The organism is Yersinia rohdei ATCC 43380 (genome assembly GCF_000173775.1).
Taxonomy (GTDB): Bacteria; Pseudomonadota; Gammaproteobacteria; order Enterobacterales; family Enterobacteriaceae; genus Yersinia; species Yersinia rohdei.
Map to the genome: position 1 here is coordinate 26,903 of NZ_ACCD01000024.1, position 18,159 is coordinate 45,061.

The following is an 18,159-nucleotide window of genomic DNA, read 5'->3' on the forward strand; positions in this document are numbered from 1 at the left end:
AAAAAATTAGTTTATTTATTTTCCCATAGCAAAAATTATTTTACAATGTCCTAACAATAGAACATTGTAAAATACCATTAGTTTGAGTCAGTTATACATACTGACTTTTTATTTAGCTGGGCTTAAATTTTTCACTTTTAATTAACTTAAGCTCAAAATAGACACCCGCGCTTTAATCACAGAATCTGTCAATAAAGGGATATTGAGCAACAGGTTAATATGATAAAATCTGTTCTATTCAAACACTGTGGGATGAAATCATGAAGTCAACCAACCTGGAAAAGCTGCTTGCTCAGGCTGAAAGTCTGTGCCAACAACGTAACGTCCGGCTGACACCGCAGCGTCTTGAAGTATTACGTTTAATGGCAGAACAACCTGGTGCAATTAGTGCTTATGATTTATTGGATCTGCTCCGCGTTGCCGAGCCACAAGCCAAGCCGCCCACAGTTTACCGCGCATTAGATTTTTTACTGGAGCAAGGGTTTATTCACCGTGTTGAATCAGCCAATAGTTACGTATTGTGTCATCATTTTGAAGAGCCAACTCATACCTCTGCGCTCTTTATCTGTGATCGCTGCAAGATTGTGACCGAACGCACCACCGTCGGTATTGAAGAAGCTCTGGCACTGTTAGCACAACAATCTGGTTTTACCCTGCGCCATAGCGTGGTAGAAGCCCATGGTTTATGTACTGAGTGCGGAAAGGTCGAAGCATGTGAAAGTCACGAACATTGTGATCATGACCATTCTATTGTAATAAAGAAGAAATAGCTTGGCGGATAATAATCCAGCGGTCGGTAGAAGGCGGTGGATTAATTATTATCTGAAGAAATGAAGAATTAACATGCCAGAAAATAACGTATTTTAAATACGACACATCCATGTGTCATATCGATATAAAATAACAAACAAACAGAATGCTTTTCATTATTAATATTTCATTTAATCATGAAAATAAAATTAAAATATATTAATAACTCATACTCTATAAATTGAAAAGCTCGATTAATTTATATCGATATCAGGTTAATTCCATTTAACGCTGTTACCAGCGATACTTACTATGGTCTTCCCAAGCTTTAACTTCTTTCTCAGCCTGCTCTTTCTGGTAGCCATATTTTTCCTGGATTTTGCCCACCAGCTGGTCACGTTTACCTTCAATAACCGTGAGGTCATCATCGGTCAACTTACCCCACTTCTCTTTTATTTTACCTTTAAACTGCTTCCAGTTACCGTCGGCTTGATCTTTATTCATAATATCTCCGTCAACTTGGTCTTTGGATATGTTTATATGTAATATGGCAAGTAACTTCAATTTATAATAACCTTATTTAGATTAGTCATCTCTCAGACATAATTTAAATTACACTTGGTCATTTCACTTACCGTATGAATAACTCTAGCAGAGAATTCGGAGAATTGAAGTGCAGATAATATTAACAGCTGCAATTAAGGCCGAAAATAAAAAAATATAGCGGTGAAATATTCAGTTAAAACAGTAGGTAATAACGTATTATCGGATTGTTCTCAAACTAAATATGATTTAATCGGCGGGAGAGTTAAATGGAGGATATATTCGCTTGTGGTAAAGATATTGCGGTCATATAGCAAAAAGCGGGATTATTGGCTGTAATCGGTATTAACTTCTGTTCCAGGGGGTTATCACCCAAGCCATTGAGTTACCTCAACGCCTTGGGTTTACTGCCAACCTACAACTCGAAATATCTTGGTATAAAGACAGCTAAAATCAGATCCAATCGCCATTGCGAATGACACCAACAGCCAGCCCTTCAATAGTGAAACTTTGCTCACGCAGATCGACTACAATCGGCTGAAATTCACTATTTTCTGGCAGAAGCTGTACGATATTGCCCTGTTTTTTCAAGCGTTTTACCGTCACTTCATCATCAATTCGCGCAACAACCACTTGCCCGTTACGCACGTCTTGTGTTTTGTGTACGGCAAGTAAGTCGCCATCCAAAATACCGATATCTCTCATCGACATGCCATTAACCCGCAGGAGGAAATCTGCGCTCGGTTTAAACATGGCTGGGTCTACTTTGTAATGCCCTTCGATATGCTGCTGTGCCAACAGTGGTTCACCCGCAGCAACCCGGCCAATTAGCGGCAAGCCGTCTTCTTCTTCCATCAGCAAACGAATACCACGGGAAGCACCAGAGACAATCTCAATAACACCTTTGCGCGCCAGTGCTTTTAGATGCTCTTCAGCAGCGTTAGGAGAGCGAAATCCCAGACGCTGCGCAATTTCGGCACGGGTCGGTGGCATACCTGTTTGTGCGAGGTGATCGCGCACCAAGTCATAAACCTCTTGCTGTCTGGTAGTAAGTGCTTTCATTTCGCCCCCTGTTTGTTTATACAGTCTTGCTGTGAGTATATACAGCTAAACCAGTGTTGGGAACCAAAGAGTGAATAAAAGCAGGGATTAATCACAGCTTATATTGATCCCGTGGTTGGCGGGATGCAAAGTTATTGACGTGATGGGAAGTTATTGACGTGATTAGAGGTCTCAGAGGCTCGCGTGCTGCCAGAGCACGGTTATCCATACAAATAGCGCAAGCAGAATGGCGAGAAGCACTGCGGCGGAACCCATATCTTTAGCTCGGCCGGACAGTTCATGGAATTCACTGCCGATACGATCGACGACAGCTTCAATCGCACTATTAATAACTTCAATAATTACGACTAAAACGACACTGGCAATCAATAAAATGCGTGCTAAAGCATCTACATCTAGCCAGAAGGCCAGTATGATAGCGAGGATGGCAACCAGAGTTTCTTGACGAAACGCCGCTTCATTTTGCCAGGCCGCGCGCAAGCCTTTTACAGAATAGCCCGCCGCTTTATAGATTCGGGTTAGCCCTGTTGATTGATTCGCCATGTTTTATTGCCTTTATCTTAAGTTAATGATGACCTTTGCCGCTTTCTGTTGTCTTAACTCCACAGATCTCAAAACCAGTTTCTGGTATCCTTGCGACGAATTGCTAACAAGAGGCTTCACGTAGTTATGTCAGGTTGGCGTAAAATATATTATAAGTTACTGAATTTACCACTTAAACTGTTGGTAAAGAGCAAGGTTATTCCGGCAGATCCTGTGACTGAGTTAGGGTTAGACCCAACTCGTCCTATTCTGTACGTTTTGCCTTACAATTCTAAGGCTGATTTGCTGACTTTGCGAGCGCAGTGTCAGGCACAGGATCTGCCCGACCCATTGATTCCCTTGGAAATCGATGGCGTGCAACTTCCCAGCCATGTGTTTATCGATAATGGCCCTCGGGTTTTTCGTTATTACGCACCTAAACAAGAATCGGTAAAGCTGTTCCACGATTATCTGGACTTGCATCGCAATAATCCGGCGCTGGATATTCAGATGTTACCGGTTTCTGTGATGTTTGGGCGGTCACCTGGGCGCGAAGGCCATGGTACGCCACATCTGCGGGTGCTGAATGGCATACAAAAATTCTTTGCCGTATTGTGGTTAGGTCGCGACAGTTTTGTGCGCTTCTCTACCACGGTTTCATTGCGCCGGATGGCCAGTGAGCATGGCACGGATAAAACCATCGCCCATAAGCTGGCGCGCGTTGCACGGATGCACTTCTCTCGTCAGCGTTTGGCTGCTGTCGGCCCAAGTCTGCCGGCCCGCCAAGACTTGTTCAAAAAGCTGTTGACCTCCAAGGCGATTGAAAAAGCCGTGGCGGATGAGGCGCGCACCAAGAAAATCTCCCATGAGAAAGCGCAGCAAAATGCCATTACGCTGATGGAAGAGATTGCCGCAGACTTCTCTTATGAAGCCGTGCGTCTGTCAGATCGGGTGTTGAGCTGGACGTGGAACCGCTTGTATCAGGGCATCAACGTCCACAATGCAGAGCGCGTGCGCCAGTTGGCGCAAGATGGCCATGAAATTGTCTATGTGCCTTGCCATCGTAGCCATATGGATTATTTGCTGCTCTCTTATGTGCTGTATCATCAAGGGCTGGTACCGCCACATATTGCCGCCGGTATTAACCTTAATTTCTGGCCAGCTGGCCCGATTTTCCGTCGTTTAGGTGCGTTCTTTATTCGCCGTACCTTTAAAGGCAATAAATTGTATTCAACCGTATTCCGTGAATATCTGGGTGAATTGTTCACCCGAGGCTATTCAGTGGAATACTTTGTTGAAGGTGGCCGCTCACGTACTGGCCGTTTGCTGGAACCTAAAACCGGCACACTGTCGATGACCATTCAGGCCATGTTGCGTGGCGGTTCGCGGCCCATTACTTTGGTGCCAATTTACATCGGCTATGAGCATGTAATGGAAGTGGGCACTTACGCCAAAGAGTTACGCGGTGCCACCAAAGAGAAAGAAAACCTGTTGCAGATGCTGCGCGGTTTGCGCAAGCTGCGCAATCTTGGTCAGGGCTACGTTAACTTTGGCGAACCCATCCCACTGACCACCTATCTCAACACCAATGTGCCGCAATGGCGCGATGCTATCGACCCTATTGAAGCACAGCGCCCAAGCTGGCTGACTCCGGCGGTTAATGATTTAGCCGGTAAGATTATGGTCAGAATTAACAATGCGGCGGCAGCGAATGCCATGAACCTGTGTTCTACCGCCTTGTTAGCCTCTCGTCAGCGCTCACTCACTCGTGAGCAGTTGCTTGAGCAACTTGATTGCTACCTGCAACTGATGCGCAATGCGCCTTACGCGAAAGATGTCACTGTGCCGGATAAAACACCGGAAGAGTTACTTAATCACGCCTTGAATATGAACAAGTTTGAGGTAGAGAAAGACACTATTGGTGACATTATCATTCTGCCACGGGAACAAGCCGTGCTGATGACCTATTATCGCAATAATATCCAGCACTTACTGATGCTGCCATCATTGATTGCCAGCATAGTGATGTACCACCGCCGCATTACTCGCGCAGAATTATTGCGCCAAATCAGCATGATTTACCCTATGTTGAAAGCAGAACTGTTCCTGCACTACAGCAAAGAACAGTTGCCGCAAACACTGGATATATTGATTGATGAACTAACGCGCCAGCAGTTGATTTGCGATAAAGGGAATGAGTTAGTTCTGAATCCGGCCCGCATTCGTCCACTGCAATTACTGGCCGCAGGTGTGCGCGAAACGCTGCAACGTTATGCCATTACGCTGTCTTTGCTCAGTGCTAACCCAAGTATTAACCGTGGAGCACTGGAGAAAGAAAGCCGGATTATGGCGCAGCGTTTATCTGTTCTGCATGGGATTAATGCTCCGGAATTCTTCGATAAAGCCGTGTTCTCAACGCTGGTAGGCACCTTGCGAGAAGAGGGTTATATCAGTGATAGCGGTGATGCAATTCAAGAACATACGCTGGAAGTGTATAACATGCTGAGTGCGTTGATGACACCGGAAGTGAAGCTGACAATAGAAAGCGTCAGTATGCCGGCAGAAACCAACGCTCAGTTGCCGACACCCAAGGCAGAGGATGAATCGCAAGATTAATCCCTTAGCATCATAATGAGAAACAGCATGGCCGGATTAATTATCTGGCCATTTTTTTGTCTCTATTACACAGGAGCCTGACATTACCCAAAGTAATTGGCGTTGCAGGTAGGCAGCCAGCAAACTCATCCCGATGAGCTGACATCAGTCAGTGATTCGGGTGAGTGAGCGCAGCTAACAACCCTGCGGCGTCAAGTACGAAGGGTATAGCTGAGCAAAATACCAAGAAACAACACCAATCCCACATAATTATTATTCAGGAAGGCACGAAAACAGAGCGCGCGTTCACGCTGGGCAATCATTTTTTGCTGATGAATGAATAATGCCCCTGCCAGTAAGACTGACCAATAGAACGCGCCGCCCAAGTTCATCAACCAACCTATTGCGACCATCAAGATTAAGGTTGCTAATTGCAGTAAGCCGATGACTAATTTGTCATGCCGACCAAATAAAATGGCGGTGGATTTAACGCCAATTTTCAGATCGTCATCACGATCAACCATGGCATATTGGGTGTCATAAGCCACTGTCCAGCAGATATTCGCCAACAACAGTAGCCAGCAAACCAGAGGGAGACTTTCACTCACAGCGGCAAATCCCATTGGGATTGACCAGCCAAAGGCCGCGCCCAATACCACTTGCGGCAAGTGGGTAACCCGTTTCATAAAGGGATAAATCCAGGCTAATGCCAGTGCCGCGAGTGATAACCAAATCGTCATGCTATTGAGTGTTAATACCAATCCAAATGATAACAACACCAAGACCACAAATAGGATTTTGCTTTCTTTCTCACTGATAAGGCCGCTTGGTAATGGCCGGGATGAGGTGCGTTTCACAAAGCCGTCAATATGACGGTCAGCATAATCATTGACGACACAACCGGCCGCGCGCATGAAAAAGACCCCTAATACAAAGACAATCAGGATTCTGGTGTCAGGAACGCCCTGGCCCGCTAACCATAAGGCCCACAGTGTCGGCCACAGCAGCAATAATGACCCAATGGGCTTATCAATGCGCATCAAACGGCAATAGGCCAGCCATTTGCTCTTAGCTGTACTTCCCTTCAATTTATCAATCTCCAAAATCTCACCACCACATCAAACGACTGAAACTTGCAATCTCTTGGGTATTATTACTTTCCTCGGCTGTACAGCGGCGAGGCCGGTAAAAAAACTTCAGTCAGCAGTAAGGGTTTTCCTGACAAGCGGAGTAACGAACGGCGAGCCCAAAGTGAATCCTGCCGCCCCACTTGAATATAATCTCGGGTTAAATTGTCACCACCAAATAAATAGCGCCCCAAGGGTAATGTCCCTAAGTCTACCAGCGCCCGGTCTGGGCCAGACAATGTTTCTTCCGGGATAACGGTGCGCCCCAGCAGCCAAGGTTCATTATCACCACATAAAATGATTTCTCGCAGCCAATAACGTTCACTTACTGGCAGATGCGCCGCATCTTCCCCTAACTCATGACGCGTGATAAAACATTCTCGTTGCGGTTCAACATGAACTCGCTGGCAATGTTGCTCAAAACGCCGGGTCATCGAGCCCAGTTCCATTAGCCAATCAGCAATGTCAGCAGGAAGAGTGGGTTGCTCAAGAGCACACCATTGGATGGGCTTTAAAATTGATGTTTCGCCGGTAGACATACGGCTCGCTCCCTGCCGGGGATAAAATATCCATCCCGCAATTGGTGACTGATAATCAGTAAATAGGAATCCATTGTAACGCAGAATAGGCATCCCGCGACATCGGGTAACCTTTAATACGACCACAAAATAAAGTCATTTCTTATTAGTCTGTTTTATTATTGGTTAGTCTGGAGAAACCCGCCCTTTATAATGGATAATTGCCGCCGCAGTGCTATCACGTAGACTGGATGGCCGGAAATACATCTCGAGTAAGTCCGCAGCGCCTGGCCCTGAAAGGTATTTTTTGTCTCCCTGAGTGATAAGTTCAGGAAGTAATCTTTCATATATTTCTCTTGGTATGGATCTGATTGATTCCAACTTCTCTGCATTTATTAAATTGGTATCAAAAACGTACAGACCTTCTTTGTTGGCAGTTTGCACTATGGTGATAAGATGTGAGCGTTCAGGAAAAAATATAATACTTTCGCCGGGTTGTAACTGGCTAATTTCCATTTTTATCGCATTAATATCATATGGATAGATATTTATTCTGTCCGGAAATAACTGAATGGCTTGTGCAAAGGCATTCGGGAAATTGTTTGGATTGTCCTCGAATATTGACGTCTCCGTTTCAATGCCTTCTCTTTGAAACTGTTCAAGAAGCTGATGCAAAAATCTTCCGGAGCTTTTGGAGGTGGCAATATTATTACGTAATGGCTCAAAGAATGTCTCAGCCAAACTCATTTCACCTGTATTGAGGTAAGTAAATACACCTGATGAAACTAGAGCGCAGGGGGATATCCCGGTGCTAGCTTGTTTTAACGCCCTCTCCTCTAACCAATCAAAATCAGCATTTGTTAATAAGTGCGTTTCGCTAAAGCGATTGGGCCCTCCCCCCAGTAATCTATCCAGTTTTATAAACTGCGGGCCTTGTTTCAACACCACGCCCAAGTCTTGACCCGTGGCTAAATCGACTTCCCAGTAAGCGCCGCCACCGCCCTGTCTGACCCAAGCTGGGCGGGTGTTACTTAAAATGGCGCGGTCTTTAAGTGCAATCCGTTGCACTTCAATCAGTGCTCCATGTGGGTTTTGTATCTTCTGACTATCGGGTTCAATAACTTCTTCTGAGAGGTTTGCACCCGTCTTCGTTTCTACTATCCCACTGTTTTCATTCGTGATGATATGCGCCGCATCAGCCAATAAGCTGGGATGCTGGCTGGGCTCGACGCCCTGCGGGGGATTTTCCGCCGTCGTCACCCCTTTTTCCATGCCCCTTAATAGGCTGACTTCCATTACCATTGCCGTCATCCCTGCCGCCATATTTTCCTTTTCATTGCGATAACGCGGGCCTTCAACTCTGGCGATACTGCACATAGGGTTGGGGAGGGGGAGCTTACAGACCCAATGATTTTCTAACTTTGTCCAGGCATTTCCCCAGAAACGCGCGGTTTCAGACTCGGGTTGGTAATCTTCGGCCAGTGCTTGGATTTTATCTTGTAATACAGTGCCTTGCAGATGTTGGCCCTCATCAATTAATACCTCAATGGCGCTGGCACGAAGTGCGGGATGGGATTTTATCTGGGCATAATATGCGGTTTTTTTCGCCTCTAATGTATCAAAAACATGAATCGGCCTGCCGTTATTGCCAAGCATCGACATATTGGCGACAAAGTGGCTGCTGGCATCCCGACGCCGTTTAAATTCATTCATCGGAGAGTCGAATTCTTTCTGTGAAAAACCAAACTGGGGATCCTGGCGATAGGTATATTGTCTGGCAAACCTTATGTCCCTAACCCCTTTTTCTTGCAAAATCGCGGTTATCGCTTCCTCTTCATTAAACACGGCCGGAGGATGGCGATAGGCTAAACGCATATCAAGATAATCTAATTGCCCCGCTATTTTTTCTTGTGCTGTGGTGTAAATTTTATGCTGCGCCAGTGAGTGCAATGCTGGCTGAGTATGTTCTAGCCGTTGAGCAACCGCTTTGAGGTCAGATACAAACCTTTCTTGTTCCAAATCAATGGCTATGCCGTCTGTAATATTATCAGCCAATTGTTTTAACCGATGAAAAGTGCTCTGCACCGCCAGGGGCAAATTCTGCACATCAATGGGTTCGGCAATGCGATTAAAAGCGAGTGCCATTTGCTCGACAGTGAGCGCCTCCGTGCCATTGGATTGGCTGAAATGGGACAAGAAAATCAGGGTCGGGCTGTAACCTACCGCCCCGGTTTGTTGCAGTTGTTGTTCTTCCTCAAGCAATAAACTGTATAACTGCTCGGTATCCATCCCATCCAACTTATCAAGCGGTTTGCCCTGTAACTGATAATGCAGCTTAAGGGTAGTTTTAAGTGAAAATGCCAGACTGCCGACGGCATGTTGGAGAGAGAGAAACTGAGTGAAATCCTGTTGGCTACCCGCATCAAACCCAATCTGACCACAGCCGATTAACACCATTTTCGTCAATTCAGGCGACTGGTTTTTCAGGTAGCGCCCTTGAGCATTTTTCGGTGCAAATCCATTCGCAAGATACGCCGCTGATGAGTGCAATATTGCCGGTGGGGCATGCATCCCTTCATGAATAACTCTTAATGCTCTGGCGGCTCGGATAACCGGTTGCTCCGGCTCATCCAGTGGGTTTATCCCAATATTGGCCAGACTCTCCGGGGAAAGCCCGGCAATGTCGCCAGAGCGATGACCATAATGGGAGTGGTTAAAAAGTATCACCGCCTGCATACGAATGGCTTTATTTTCAGGCCGATAAATGGCGGCGGATAAGTCAGCTAAACTGGAGGGGGACGGCTGATGTAACCACCAGCTCAGGTTCAGAGCAGCAAGCGGGGTCAATTTTTCATCTTTGGCGAGCGCCAGGCCTTTTTGGGATAGCTTAAATAAGACCGCTCTCTCCAGGCTGATAATGCGGGCTTTTTCATACCCTTGGGCCGGGGTTAATCCGGGCCTTAAATACAATAAATCTTCTAAACTCCCAGCCTGTTCAATCCCTTCAACATCATAGAGTTGCAGATAAATATCCACAATTCGCCCGACACGGGCATCACTGATTTCTGGCAATTGTCGCAACCAACTTTTTTGATCCTGTTCTCTGGCAGCATCAATTAACTGCATCGCCTGCCTGAAGGCAGGATCCACAGAAGAACTTACATTGGGTAATTCTTTGGCCATTTTTTCTAATAGCACATTTTCTCTTGCCGTCACTTTTAATGGCAAACCCGTCTCTAATGGCAATCTGCCCTCTTCCAACAGCAATGTCTGCTGGGCCATGATAGAGCTCATGGTGACCAACGAAAGGTTATCTTCTGTTATCGGAGGAGGCCCAGGTGGCACCGCAAAAGGGGTTAACTGCGCCGGTGTTATTGAACCAAATAGGATTTCTTTCAACATCAATTAATTCCTTTAATTGAATAGCTGAACAATAAAAAGTCATGGTAGTGACTCTGTGAAGTGTCATCCAAGATACCGGTATCAGCTTAATTACCTCTCTGGTAGATGCTTATTTACCTTTTGTCTTACTACAAAAAAGAAGAGGGAAAATCGTAGCCGATCAATAGACCCAAACGAAAAAAGGTGCGCCAAAGCGCACCAATCATCCAGCCATATTCGGCAGTGCCGGGAATTAACCCTTGCCTTTTACACTACCAATAAAGGTTTTTCGGGCTGAAGTTGAGCCCAAATGTTCCGCTTCGTTCAACAATTTCAGCGCTTTATCGACATCACCGGCTTTCACCGCATCTTTAATCGCCTGGTTGAAGTAGTTTTCCGTCTCACTCAGCATCGGTTCTGCTGCTTTGGTCGGTGCCGGTGCCGCAACGGGTGCAGGTTGAGCGGTATTACCCACGACAACCGGAGCCGATGCCGGCGCTGACTGTATCAAGCCAATCATAATATTGCCCATGCCCTGCTCGGCGGTGACTTTAATTTTCAAGTCGCCGGTTGGGGTATGTTTGGCAATGGGATCTGGAATATCTGGCACTGCATTACCTACGCCCATGGCATAGGCCTTAGCCGGAGCCAGTAAGGTGGTGCTTTTCGCCAGATCTTCACGAGTGGTATACACCAGCAGATAAATTTGTTTCTGACCCAATGCTGGGGTCAATTTCATTACCCCTTGCAGCCGGTCATTGACCATGATGCCCGCTTTCTCATAAGTGAAATAGCTGGCAGGGTAATAGGCCGCCGGGCGCATTTGTTCATCTAACACTAATACGCTCGGTGAAAATAGTTGGTTATCAGACACTAAACTGCTGAGTGTGATTTCCATGGAGCCGCGATCGGCTGGCAATGCAAAAGCAGCAACCGCCCCTTCAATATTCCCCTGAGAGATTTGCGGGCTGTTAGCCGTGAGTTTCACTTCTTGCGTCGCCGGTGGCACTAATGGCTGCCACGGCAACTGCTGTAATGTAGCCGTGCTGATGGTTGGCGCGATAGAAACATTCGCCGGTGAAATCGTTGATGTAGCAAGAGCCGCCAAAGGTGTTGTCACCCCCAGAGCCAATGCCAGACAGAGTGTCAGCAGATTCTTTTTCATTGTTATACCCTCATACATTGAGCGTCAGCGCTAACTGTGCACAGGCAAGGTTGGCAAAGTTAACCAATTCTTTCAAATTGCAGCCCTGTTGGCTGCAACCCGAAATATTGTAAAGATATTATCGCGTTATCTTGTTAGAGATAGGCTGTAGCCCACCTCATCAAAATAGAACAGCCGCCCCAAAGGACGGCTGCCTCACCACTGTTACCACCAAGCTTCGAATTGTGCGCCGAAGGTCACTTCATTATTTTTACCGCGGCTGTCTGTACCGATAGTGCCGTTTTGTGCCATGCCTTGACTTGCGCTGCCACTTACATCGTTATAGCCCCACTTCTCATCCCAGTTAGCATAAGTTGCGAAGACACGGATGGCCGGACGAGACCAGATGCTGTCGCCAGCCTGCCATTGTTGTGCCAGAGTCAGTTTGTACTGGCCGTTACGATCGCCAGTTTTTTGTGACTTAACATTGTCATAGCCTGCTTCCAGCAAGGTGCTCATGATGTTGGTCCATTTGTACATTGGACGAACACCCACGCTATACCAAGTGGTGCCGTTATTGTTGTCCCAGTCAGTGTCTTGATACAGACCGACGTACATCAGATCCCATTTTTCAGCCAGATTGATGGCACCGTGGTCGATAACACGCAGCATATGGCCGTTGTTATCAATTTTTGTCCCTTGTGAATGGCCGCTGTTATAAGAGGTCATGGAGTCGGTAGCATACTGAATGACAAATTTGTTGAAGCCGCCCATCATGCTTTGCGTATGTTCAGCAGTCAGCATCACACCATCTTTCGAGGCATCTGGTGCTAACGCGTAATCATCCTGAGCATTGGCACGACCATAATCCACACCAAATTCCAGTGTACCGCCTGGGTTAGTTTCTAAGCCGGCTAAACGAATATCGTACACATCGTTGACAGTATGCTCAGCATCTTTGCGCTGATTGTCGATCCAGGCGCTTGAACCACCCGCTTCAGAGTTACGGGTTGCTGCTACAGATAATTTACCGAAGCCCAAATCAATGGTTTCTAAACCTGCACCTGGGCCAGAAATATCCCAGTAGTAGAAGTCAATCATATGGACATCATGACGTTGGTAGAAACGTTTACCGGCCCACATGGTGGAACCCGGTAATGCTTCGATAAGATTCTTACCCTGCACGTTGGCTTCACGGAAAGCTGGAGAGGTAGATTCCCAATCATCACGTTGTGAAACGGAATACGCCACGTTGGTATCCAGATAGAAGCTCTTGTCACCTTCTTTCCACAATTCCTGACCTAATTTGATTTCCGCATAAGTTTCACATTCGTTACCCAGACGGTATTTACTTTGAGCGCCGGTGGTTTTGAAACATTGTTGTTCACCGCCACTTGCTGTCCAGCCAATACCGGAACGTGCATACCCGTGGAAATCAACAGCCAGAGCTTGAGTGGAAAGGACACCAGCGGCAACAGCCAGTGCTATCGGTAACTTGCGCAGAGTAGTCATCAGTAATCTCCTGTTATATTTGCCTGTCGGCATGCGTGCTTAACATTTTCCGAAGCCCGACGTCGTGGTAACTAGACGCCCAGCTCTTGGTACAGTCGCTTGCACGCAGAACCATCTTCACGGAACAGATGACAGCGTTGCGGCGGCAGCCCTATGGCAAATGTTGCACCTTCTTCTACCAGCACCACGTCGTTCTGGCGGTAAACCAGGTTCTGACGTATTGCAGGGATTTGGATGTGAATTTGAGTTTCATTACCCAGTTGCTCTACCACTTGAATCTCGCCTTCCAACGTGACTTCAGAGGCACTGCTTGGCAGCAGATGTTCCGGGCGGATACCCAAAGACATATTTGCACCGACCTGAACCTGAGTCCCTTCCACCGGCAGCCACACTAACTGGCCATTGGGATTAGGTAGCTCTATTTGCACTCGGCTTGGTTCAACGGCGGTCACTTTAACCGGTAAAAAATTCATTTTTGGCGAGCCGATAAAGCCCGCGACAAAGCGGTTAGCCGGATAGTGGTACAGCTCCAATGGCTTACCGACTTGCGCTACATTGCCGGCATCCAACACCACAATTTTGTCAGCCAATGTCATGGCTTCCACCTGATCATGGGTGACGTAAATCATGGTGCGTTGCAGGCGCTTATGAAGCCGCGATATCTCAATGCGCATCTGTACTCGCAGTGCGGCATCCAGGTTAGAAAGCGGTTCATCGAGCAAGAACACATCCGGCTCTGCCACCAAGGTGCGGCCAATTGCAACACGTTGGCGCTGACCACCAGACAGGGCTTTTGGTCGTCTATCCAACAAGTGAGCCAATTGCAGCACTTCAGCTACCTGATTCACTTTTTGGTTAATTTCAGCTTTCTTCACACCGGCCAATTTCAGGCCGAAAGACATGTTCTCCGCCACCGACAAATGGGGATAAAGTGCATATGACTGAAACACCATGCCAATACCGCGTTCAGACGGCGGCACTTCATTCATCCGCTTACCACCAATCAACAACTCACCGGAGGTTATGTCTTCAAGGCCGGCAATCATCCGCAATAGCGTTGACTTTCCACACCCGGATGGCCCAACAAAGACCACAAATTCACCGTCATCGATTTCCAGATTGATGTCCTTGGAAATCACAGCCTCGCCAAAGGCTTTATAAACGCCGCTCAGCGTTACATTAGCCATCTGTTACTCCTTCGCTTACGCAAACAACTTTTCATATGAACCTGACTGAAGAAAAATGGCGGAAGCAAACTCCGGCATGACCCATAGATAACTTCCAGTCCCCTGATGACTCTCTTGCTGCGCGCCGTACCGCCATGCGGTAGCCAGTTTTGCCTGACCACTACTGTTGCCCCGGACGGCGTCGCGGCCAGAGTATAGGGCTACGCGTTGGTTAATACTTCAACGTCCTGAAATAGCTGGGTAATAATTAACCGAACAACGTTTTTTTGTTGATGGCGGTGTTTCAATGACGCTGATAGTGCGGGAGGGACACTATTAGGTAATCATCCGTAACAAAGTTTTTCATGGGGGAGGAGATGGGAGGATGAGAGAACGACCTATGTCGGCGGAAGTTCCACTGTAAATACAAATACGTGATCTGGCCTGCAAATTTCGACCTACATTATTGTGCCTGACACCACAGAATAGGCCGCAGTGTTAACTGGGTCACATTAACCAACAGGGGGGCGTAGAGAGGGGGAGGATGATGGGAAATCGGGTGTGACTCAATATGGCAGCGTAATGTTTAGGTTGTGTAATGAATGACTTTATAGTCATCGTAATAAAGTGTAATAAATTGCTTGCAGCTCAACATCTTGCAGCGCTGCCACACCCTCCTCACTTAGTGATTCACAGCTACGCCAGTCTGAAAGCAGGCGAAAAGAATTTGCAGCTAATGATTCACAAGAAAGTCGGTACCCACAAAATTGGATAAAAGGATTGGATTATGACTCGCAGCTTCACAAAATCCGGCATTGGTAAGACCGCACGTGTTTTGGCGCTTTCAGCATTAACTACGCTGGTGCTCTCTTCCTCTGCGTTTGCCAAAATTGAAGAAGGTAAACTGGTTATCTGGATCAATGGCGATAAGGGCTATAACGGGTTGGCGGAAGTCGGTAAGAAATTTGAGAAAGACACCGGCATCAAAGTCACTATCGAGCACCCAGATAAACTGGAAGAAAAATTCCCACAAGTGGCGGCGACTGGCGATGGCCCGGACATTATCTTCTGGGCACATGACCGCTTTGGCGGCTACGCGCAATCTGGCTTACTGGCAGAAATCAGCCCTTCTAAAGCCTTCCAGGAAAAACTGTTCCCATTCACTTGGGACGCCGTTCGCTTTAATGGCAAGCTGATTGGTTACCCGGTTGCAGTTGAAGCATTATCACTGATTTATAACAAAGACTTGCTGAAAGAAGCGCCGAAAACATGGGAAGAAATCCCCGCGCTGGACAAAACACTGCGCGCCAATGGCAAGAGCGCCATCATGTGGAACTTACAAGAACCCTACTTCACTTGGCCAGTTATTGCAGCTGACGGCGGCTATGCCTTCAAATTCGAAAACGGGGCTTATGATGTGAAAAACGTTGGCGTGAATAATGCTGGCGCGAAAGCAGGTCTGCAATTTATTGTCGATCTGGTGAAAAACAAACACATTAATGCTGATACCGACTATTCCATCGCCGAAGCGGCCTTTAATAAAGGTGAAACCGCGATGACCATCAATGGCCCGTGGGCATGGAGCAATATTGATAAGAGCAAAATCAATTATGGCGTCACTTTGCTGCCAACCTTCCACGGCCAACCGTCCAAACCTTTTGTTGGGGTTCTAACTGCCGGGATTAATGCCGCCAGCCCGAACAAAGAACTGGCAACTGAGTTCCTGGAAAACTACCTGTTAACTGATCAAGGCCTGGCTGAAGTCAATAAAGACAAGCCGTTGGGCGCAGTTGCACTGATTTCCTATCAAGAGCAACTGGCGAAAGATCCACGTATTGCGGCAACCATGAAAAACGCCACCAATGGCGAAATCATGCCGAATATTCCGCAGATGGCCGCCTTCTGGTATGCAACCCGCAGCGCGGTGTTGAACGCCATCAGTGGTCGCCAAACTGTTGAAGCTGCACTGAACGACGCAGCAGCACGTATCGTCAAATAATAGCGTCACCTGCCAAGGGGAGCGGTTCGCCGCCCCCCGACAGCACTTGCTCAACCGAATGGATGTTGCAGTAAGGTAGAAAATGAAAAAATCCCGCAGAGCTTACACCAGTCAGTGATTCGGGTAACAAATCGGCTGGGAGCTGATTTGAACGCTGCTTGCAGCGGCCTCGCAGAGGCGAGCCACAGGGATGAACCGAGTAACTAGAGCAGCTAACACCGCTGTAATTTCAAGTACGAAGAGTATGAAAGGGACCCTTATGCAGTTATCCCACACCGAGTTTCAAAGCCGTAAAAAGAAAATTGCCTGGTGGCAGAGAGATGCTCTTAAATGGCTGATTATCGGCACATTAAGCTTATTCACCTGCTATTTGATCATGTTGATGTATGCTCAGGGTGAATATCTTTTTGCCATAGTGACACTCATTCTGGTGAGTCTGGGGCTGTATGTTTTTGCTAATCGCCGTGCTTATGCCTGGCGCTATGTCTATCCCGGCGTCGCGGGGATGGGGCTGTTTGTGCTGTTCCCCTTGATTTGTACCATTGCTATCGCCTTTACCAACTACAGCAGTACCAATCAGTTAACCTTTGAGCGCGCTCAATCGGTGTTGATGGATAGGCAGTTCCAGACCGGCAAAACCTTTACCTTTGGCCTTTATCCAAACATTGATCAATGGCGTTTGCAGCTCACGTCACCTGATGACAATACCCTATTGATTTCCGAGCCTTTCAACTTAAATGAAGGGTTCGAACAGAAAATAACTGTCGCGCCGACCACCACAGAACAAACCGGCGAGCGGGCCTCACTGCGGATAATTACCCAAAATCGCCAGGCCCTGAGTGGGCTGGTCGCCATCCTGCCAAATGGCAGTGAACTGCGCATGAGTTCATTGCGCCAATTTGCCGAAACCAGCCCACTTTATAAGTTGGGTGCAGATGGTAACGAATTGATTAATAAGCAAACTGGTGTGATATACCGACCCAATATGGATATCGGTTTTTATCAGGCAGTTAATGCAGATGGCCAGTGGGAAAACGAGAAACTCAGCCCCGGATTCACCATCACTATCGGCTGGAAAAACTTCCTGCGGGTACTGCACGATGAAGGCATTCAGAAACCCTTTATTTCTATCTTCATTTGGACCGTGGTCTTCTCGGTAATGAGTGTCATTTTGACTGTTGCCGTCGGCATGGTGTTAGCTTGCGTGGTGCAATGGGATGCTCTGAAGGGCAAAGCCATCTACCGGGTGCTGCTTATCCTGCCTTATGCCGTGCCGTCGTTTATTTCAATCTTAATTTTCAAAGGGTTATTTAACCAAAGTTTTGGCGAAATCAACTTGATGCTCAACCACTTATTTGGCATCAAACCCGAGTGGTTCAGTGACCCGCTCACTGCCAAGAGCATGATTTTAGTCGTGAATACCTGGCTTGGTTACCCTTACATGATGATTTTGTGCATGGGGCTGCTGAAAGCGATTCCTGATGACTTATATGAAGCATCCGCAATGGATGGCGCAGGGCCATTCCAGAACTTTTTCCGCATCACTTTCCCTTTGCTGATTAAGCCACTGGCACCGCTGATGATTGCCAGCTTTGCCTTTAACTTCAATAACTTTGTGCTTATCCAGTTATTGACTCGGGGCGGCCCGGATATGATTGGCACCAGCACGCCTGCGGGTTACACCGATTTACTGGTCAACTATACCTATCGCGTCGCCTTTGAAGGCGGCGGCGGGCAGGACTTTGGGTTGGCTGCGGCTATCGCAACACTGATTTTCATTTTGGTAGGCGCATTGGCGATACTGAATTTGAAAGCCAGCAAGATGAATTTTGACTAAGGA

The 18,159-nt window shown here is 47.2% G+C and carries 13 protein-coding genes; 4 read left to right on the top strand and 9 right to left on the bottom strand.

Annotated elements, in window-relative coordinates:
* Window positions 1-260 precede the first annotated feature (260 nt).
* Window positions 261-770, top strand: coding sequence for a zinc uptake transcriptional repressor Zur (zur, locus tag YROHD0001_RS04380; RefSeq protein ID WP_004715823.1), 510 nt, complete (start codon window positions 261-263; stop codon window positions 768-770).
* A gap of 274 nt (window positions 771-1,044) precedes the next feature.
* On the opposite strand, the gene YROHD0001_RS04375 is transcribed toward zur, so the two are convergent.
* From YROHD0001_RS04375 to YROHD0001_RS04365, 3 genes are all read right to left on the bottom strand, one after another.
* Entirely contained in the window at window positions 1,045-1,254 is a 210-nt protein-coding gene (locus YROHD0001_RS04375; protein WP_004715824.1) for a CsbD family protein, read from the bottom strand.
* A gap of 492 nt (window positions 1,255-1,746) precedes the next feature.
* Window positions 1,747-2,355, bottom strand: a complete 609-nt coding sequence (lexA, locus tag YROHD0001_RS04370; protein ID WP_004715825.1) for a transcriptional repressor LexA — start codon at window positions 2,353-2,355, stop codon at window positions 1,747-1,749.
* Window positions 2,356-2,526: 171 nt separating this feature from the next.
* Complete coding sequence (locus YROHD0001_RS04365; protein WP_004715826.1) at window positions 2,527-2,898, bottom strand: diacylglycerol kinase; 372 nt, start codon at window positions 2,896-2,898, stop codon at window positions 2,527-2,529.
* A gap of 126 nt (window positions 2,899-3,024) precedes the next feature.
* Here YROHD0001_RS04365 and plsB point away from each other — a divergent pair, with 126 nt between their 5' ends.
* Complete coding sequence (gene plsB, locus YROHD0001_RS04360; RefSeq protein WP_004715827.1) at window positions 3,025-5,493, top strand: glycerol-3-phosphate 1-O-acyltransferase PlsB; 2,469 nt, start codon at window positions 3,025-3,027, stop codon at window positions 5,491-5,493.
* A gap of 191 nt (window positions 5,494-5,684) precedes the next feature.
* Here plsB and ubiA read toward each other — a convergent pair whose 3' ends face one another.
* The 6 genes from ubiA to malK all read right to left on the bottom strand — a co-directional run bounded on the left by ubiA (window position 5,685) and on the right by malK (window position 14,341).
* The gene (gene ubiA, locus YROHD0001_RS04355; RefSeq protein ID WP_032817542.1) at window positions 5,685-6,560 is read right to left on the bottom strand and encodes a 4-hydroxybenzoate octaprenyltransferase; all 876 of its coding nucleotides are present in this window, start codon (window positions 6,558-6,560) and stop codon (window positions 5,685-5,687) included.
* A 65-nt stretch (window positions 6,561-6,625) separates the two neighbouring features.
* Window positions 6,626-7,138, bottom strand: a complete 513-nt coding sequence (gene ubiC, locus YROHD0001_RS04350) for a chorismate lyase (protein WP_032817534.1) — start codon at window positions 7,136-7,138, stop codon at window positions 6,626-6,628.
* Between the two features lie 165 nt (window positions 7,139-7,303).
* Entirely contained in the window at window positions 7,304-10,519 is a 3,216-nt protein-coding gene (locus YROHD0001_RS04345) for a hypothetical protein (RefSeq protein WP_004715831.1), read from the bottom strand.
* A gap of 232 nt (window positions 10,520-10,751) precedes the next feature.
* On the bottom strand, window positions 10,752-11,663 hold the full coding sequence (malM, locus tag YROHD0001_RS04340; protein ID WP_004715832.1) for a maltose operon protein MalM: 912 nt from the start codon (window positions 11,661-11,663) through the stop codon (window positions 10,752-10,754).
* Window positions 11,664-11,867: 204 nt separating this feature from the next.
* Window positions 11,868-13,154 carry a maltoporin gene (locus YROHD0001_RS04335; protein ID WP_004715833.1) on the bottom strand — a complete coding sequence of 429 codons (1,287 nt, stop codon included), beginning with the start codon at window positions 13,152-13,154 and terminating at the stop codon, window positions 11,868-11,870.
* 71 nt (window positions 13,155-13,225) lie between these two features.
* Window positions 13,226-14,341 carry a maltose/maltodextrin ABC transporter ATP-binding protein MalK gene (gene malK / locus YROHD0001_RS04330; protein ID WP_004715835.1) on the bottom strand — a complete coding sequence of 372 codons (1,116 nt, stop codon included), beginning with the start codon at window positions 14,339-14,341 and terminating at the stop codon, window positions 13,226-13,228.
* A 766-nt stretch (window positions 14,342-15,107) separates the two neighbouring features.
* Here malK and malE point away from each other — a divergent pair.
* Together malE and malF are read left to right on the top strand one after the other, a co-directional pair.
* Window positions 15,108-16,319 (top strand): maltose/maltodextrin ABC transporter substrate-binding protein MalE, encoded by a 1,212-nt coding sequence (malE, locus tag YROHD0001_RS04325; RefSeq protein ID WP_004715837.1) that lies wholly within the window; start codon window positions 15,108-15,110, stop codon window positions 16,317-16,319.
* Window positions 16,320-16,578: 259 nt separating this feature from the next.
* Complete coding sequence (malF, locus tag YROHD0001_RS04320) at window positions 16,579-18,156, top strand: maltose ABC transporter permease MalF (RefSeq protein ID WP_004715839.1); 1,578 nt, start codon at window positions 16,579-16,581, stop codon at window positions 18,154-18,156.
* Window positions 18,157-18,159 lie beyond the last annotated feature (3 nt).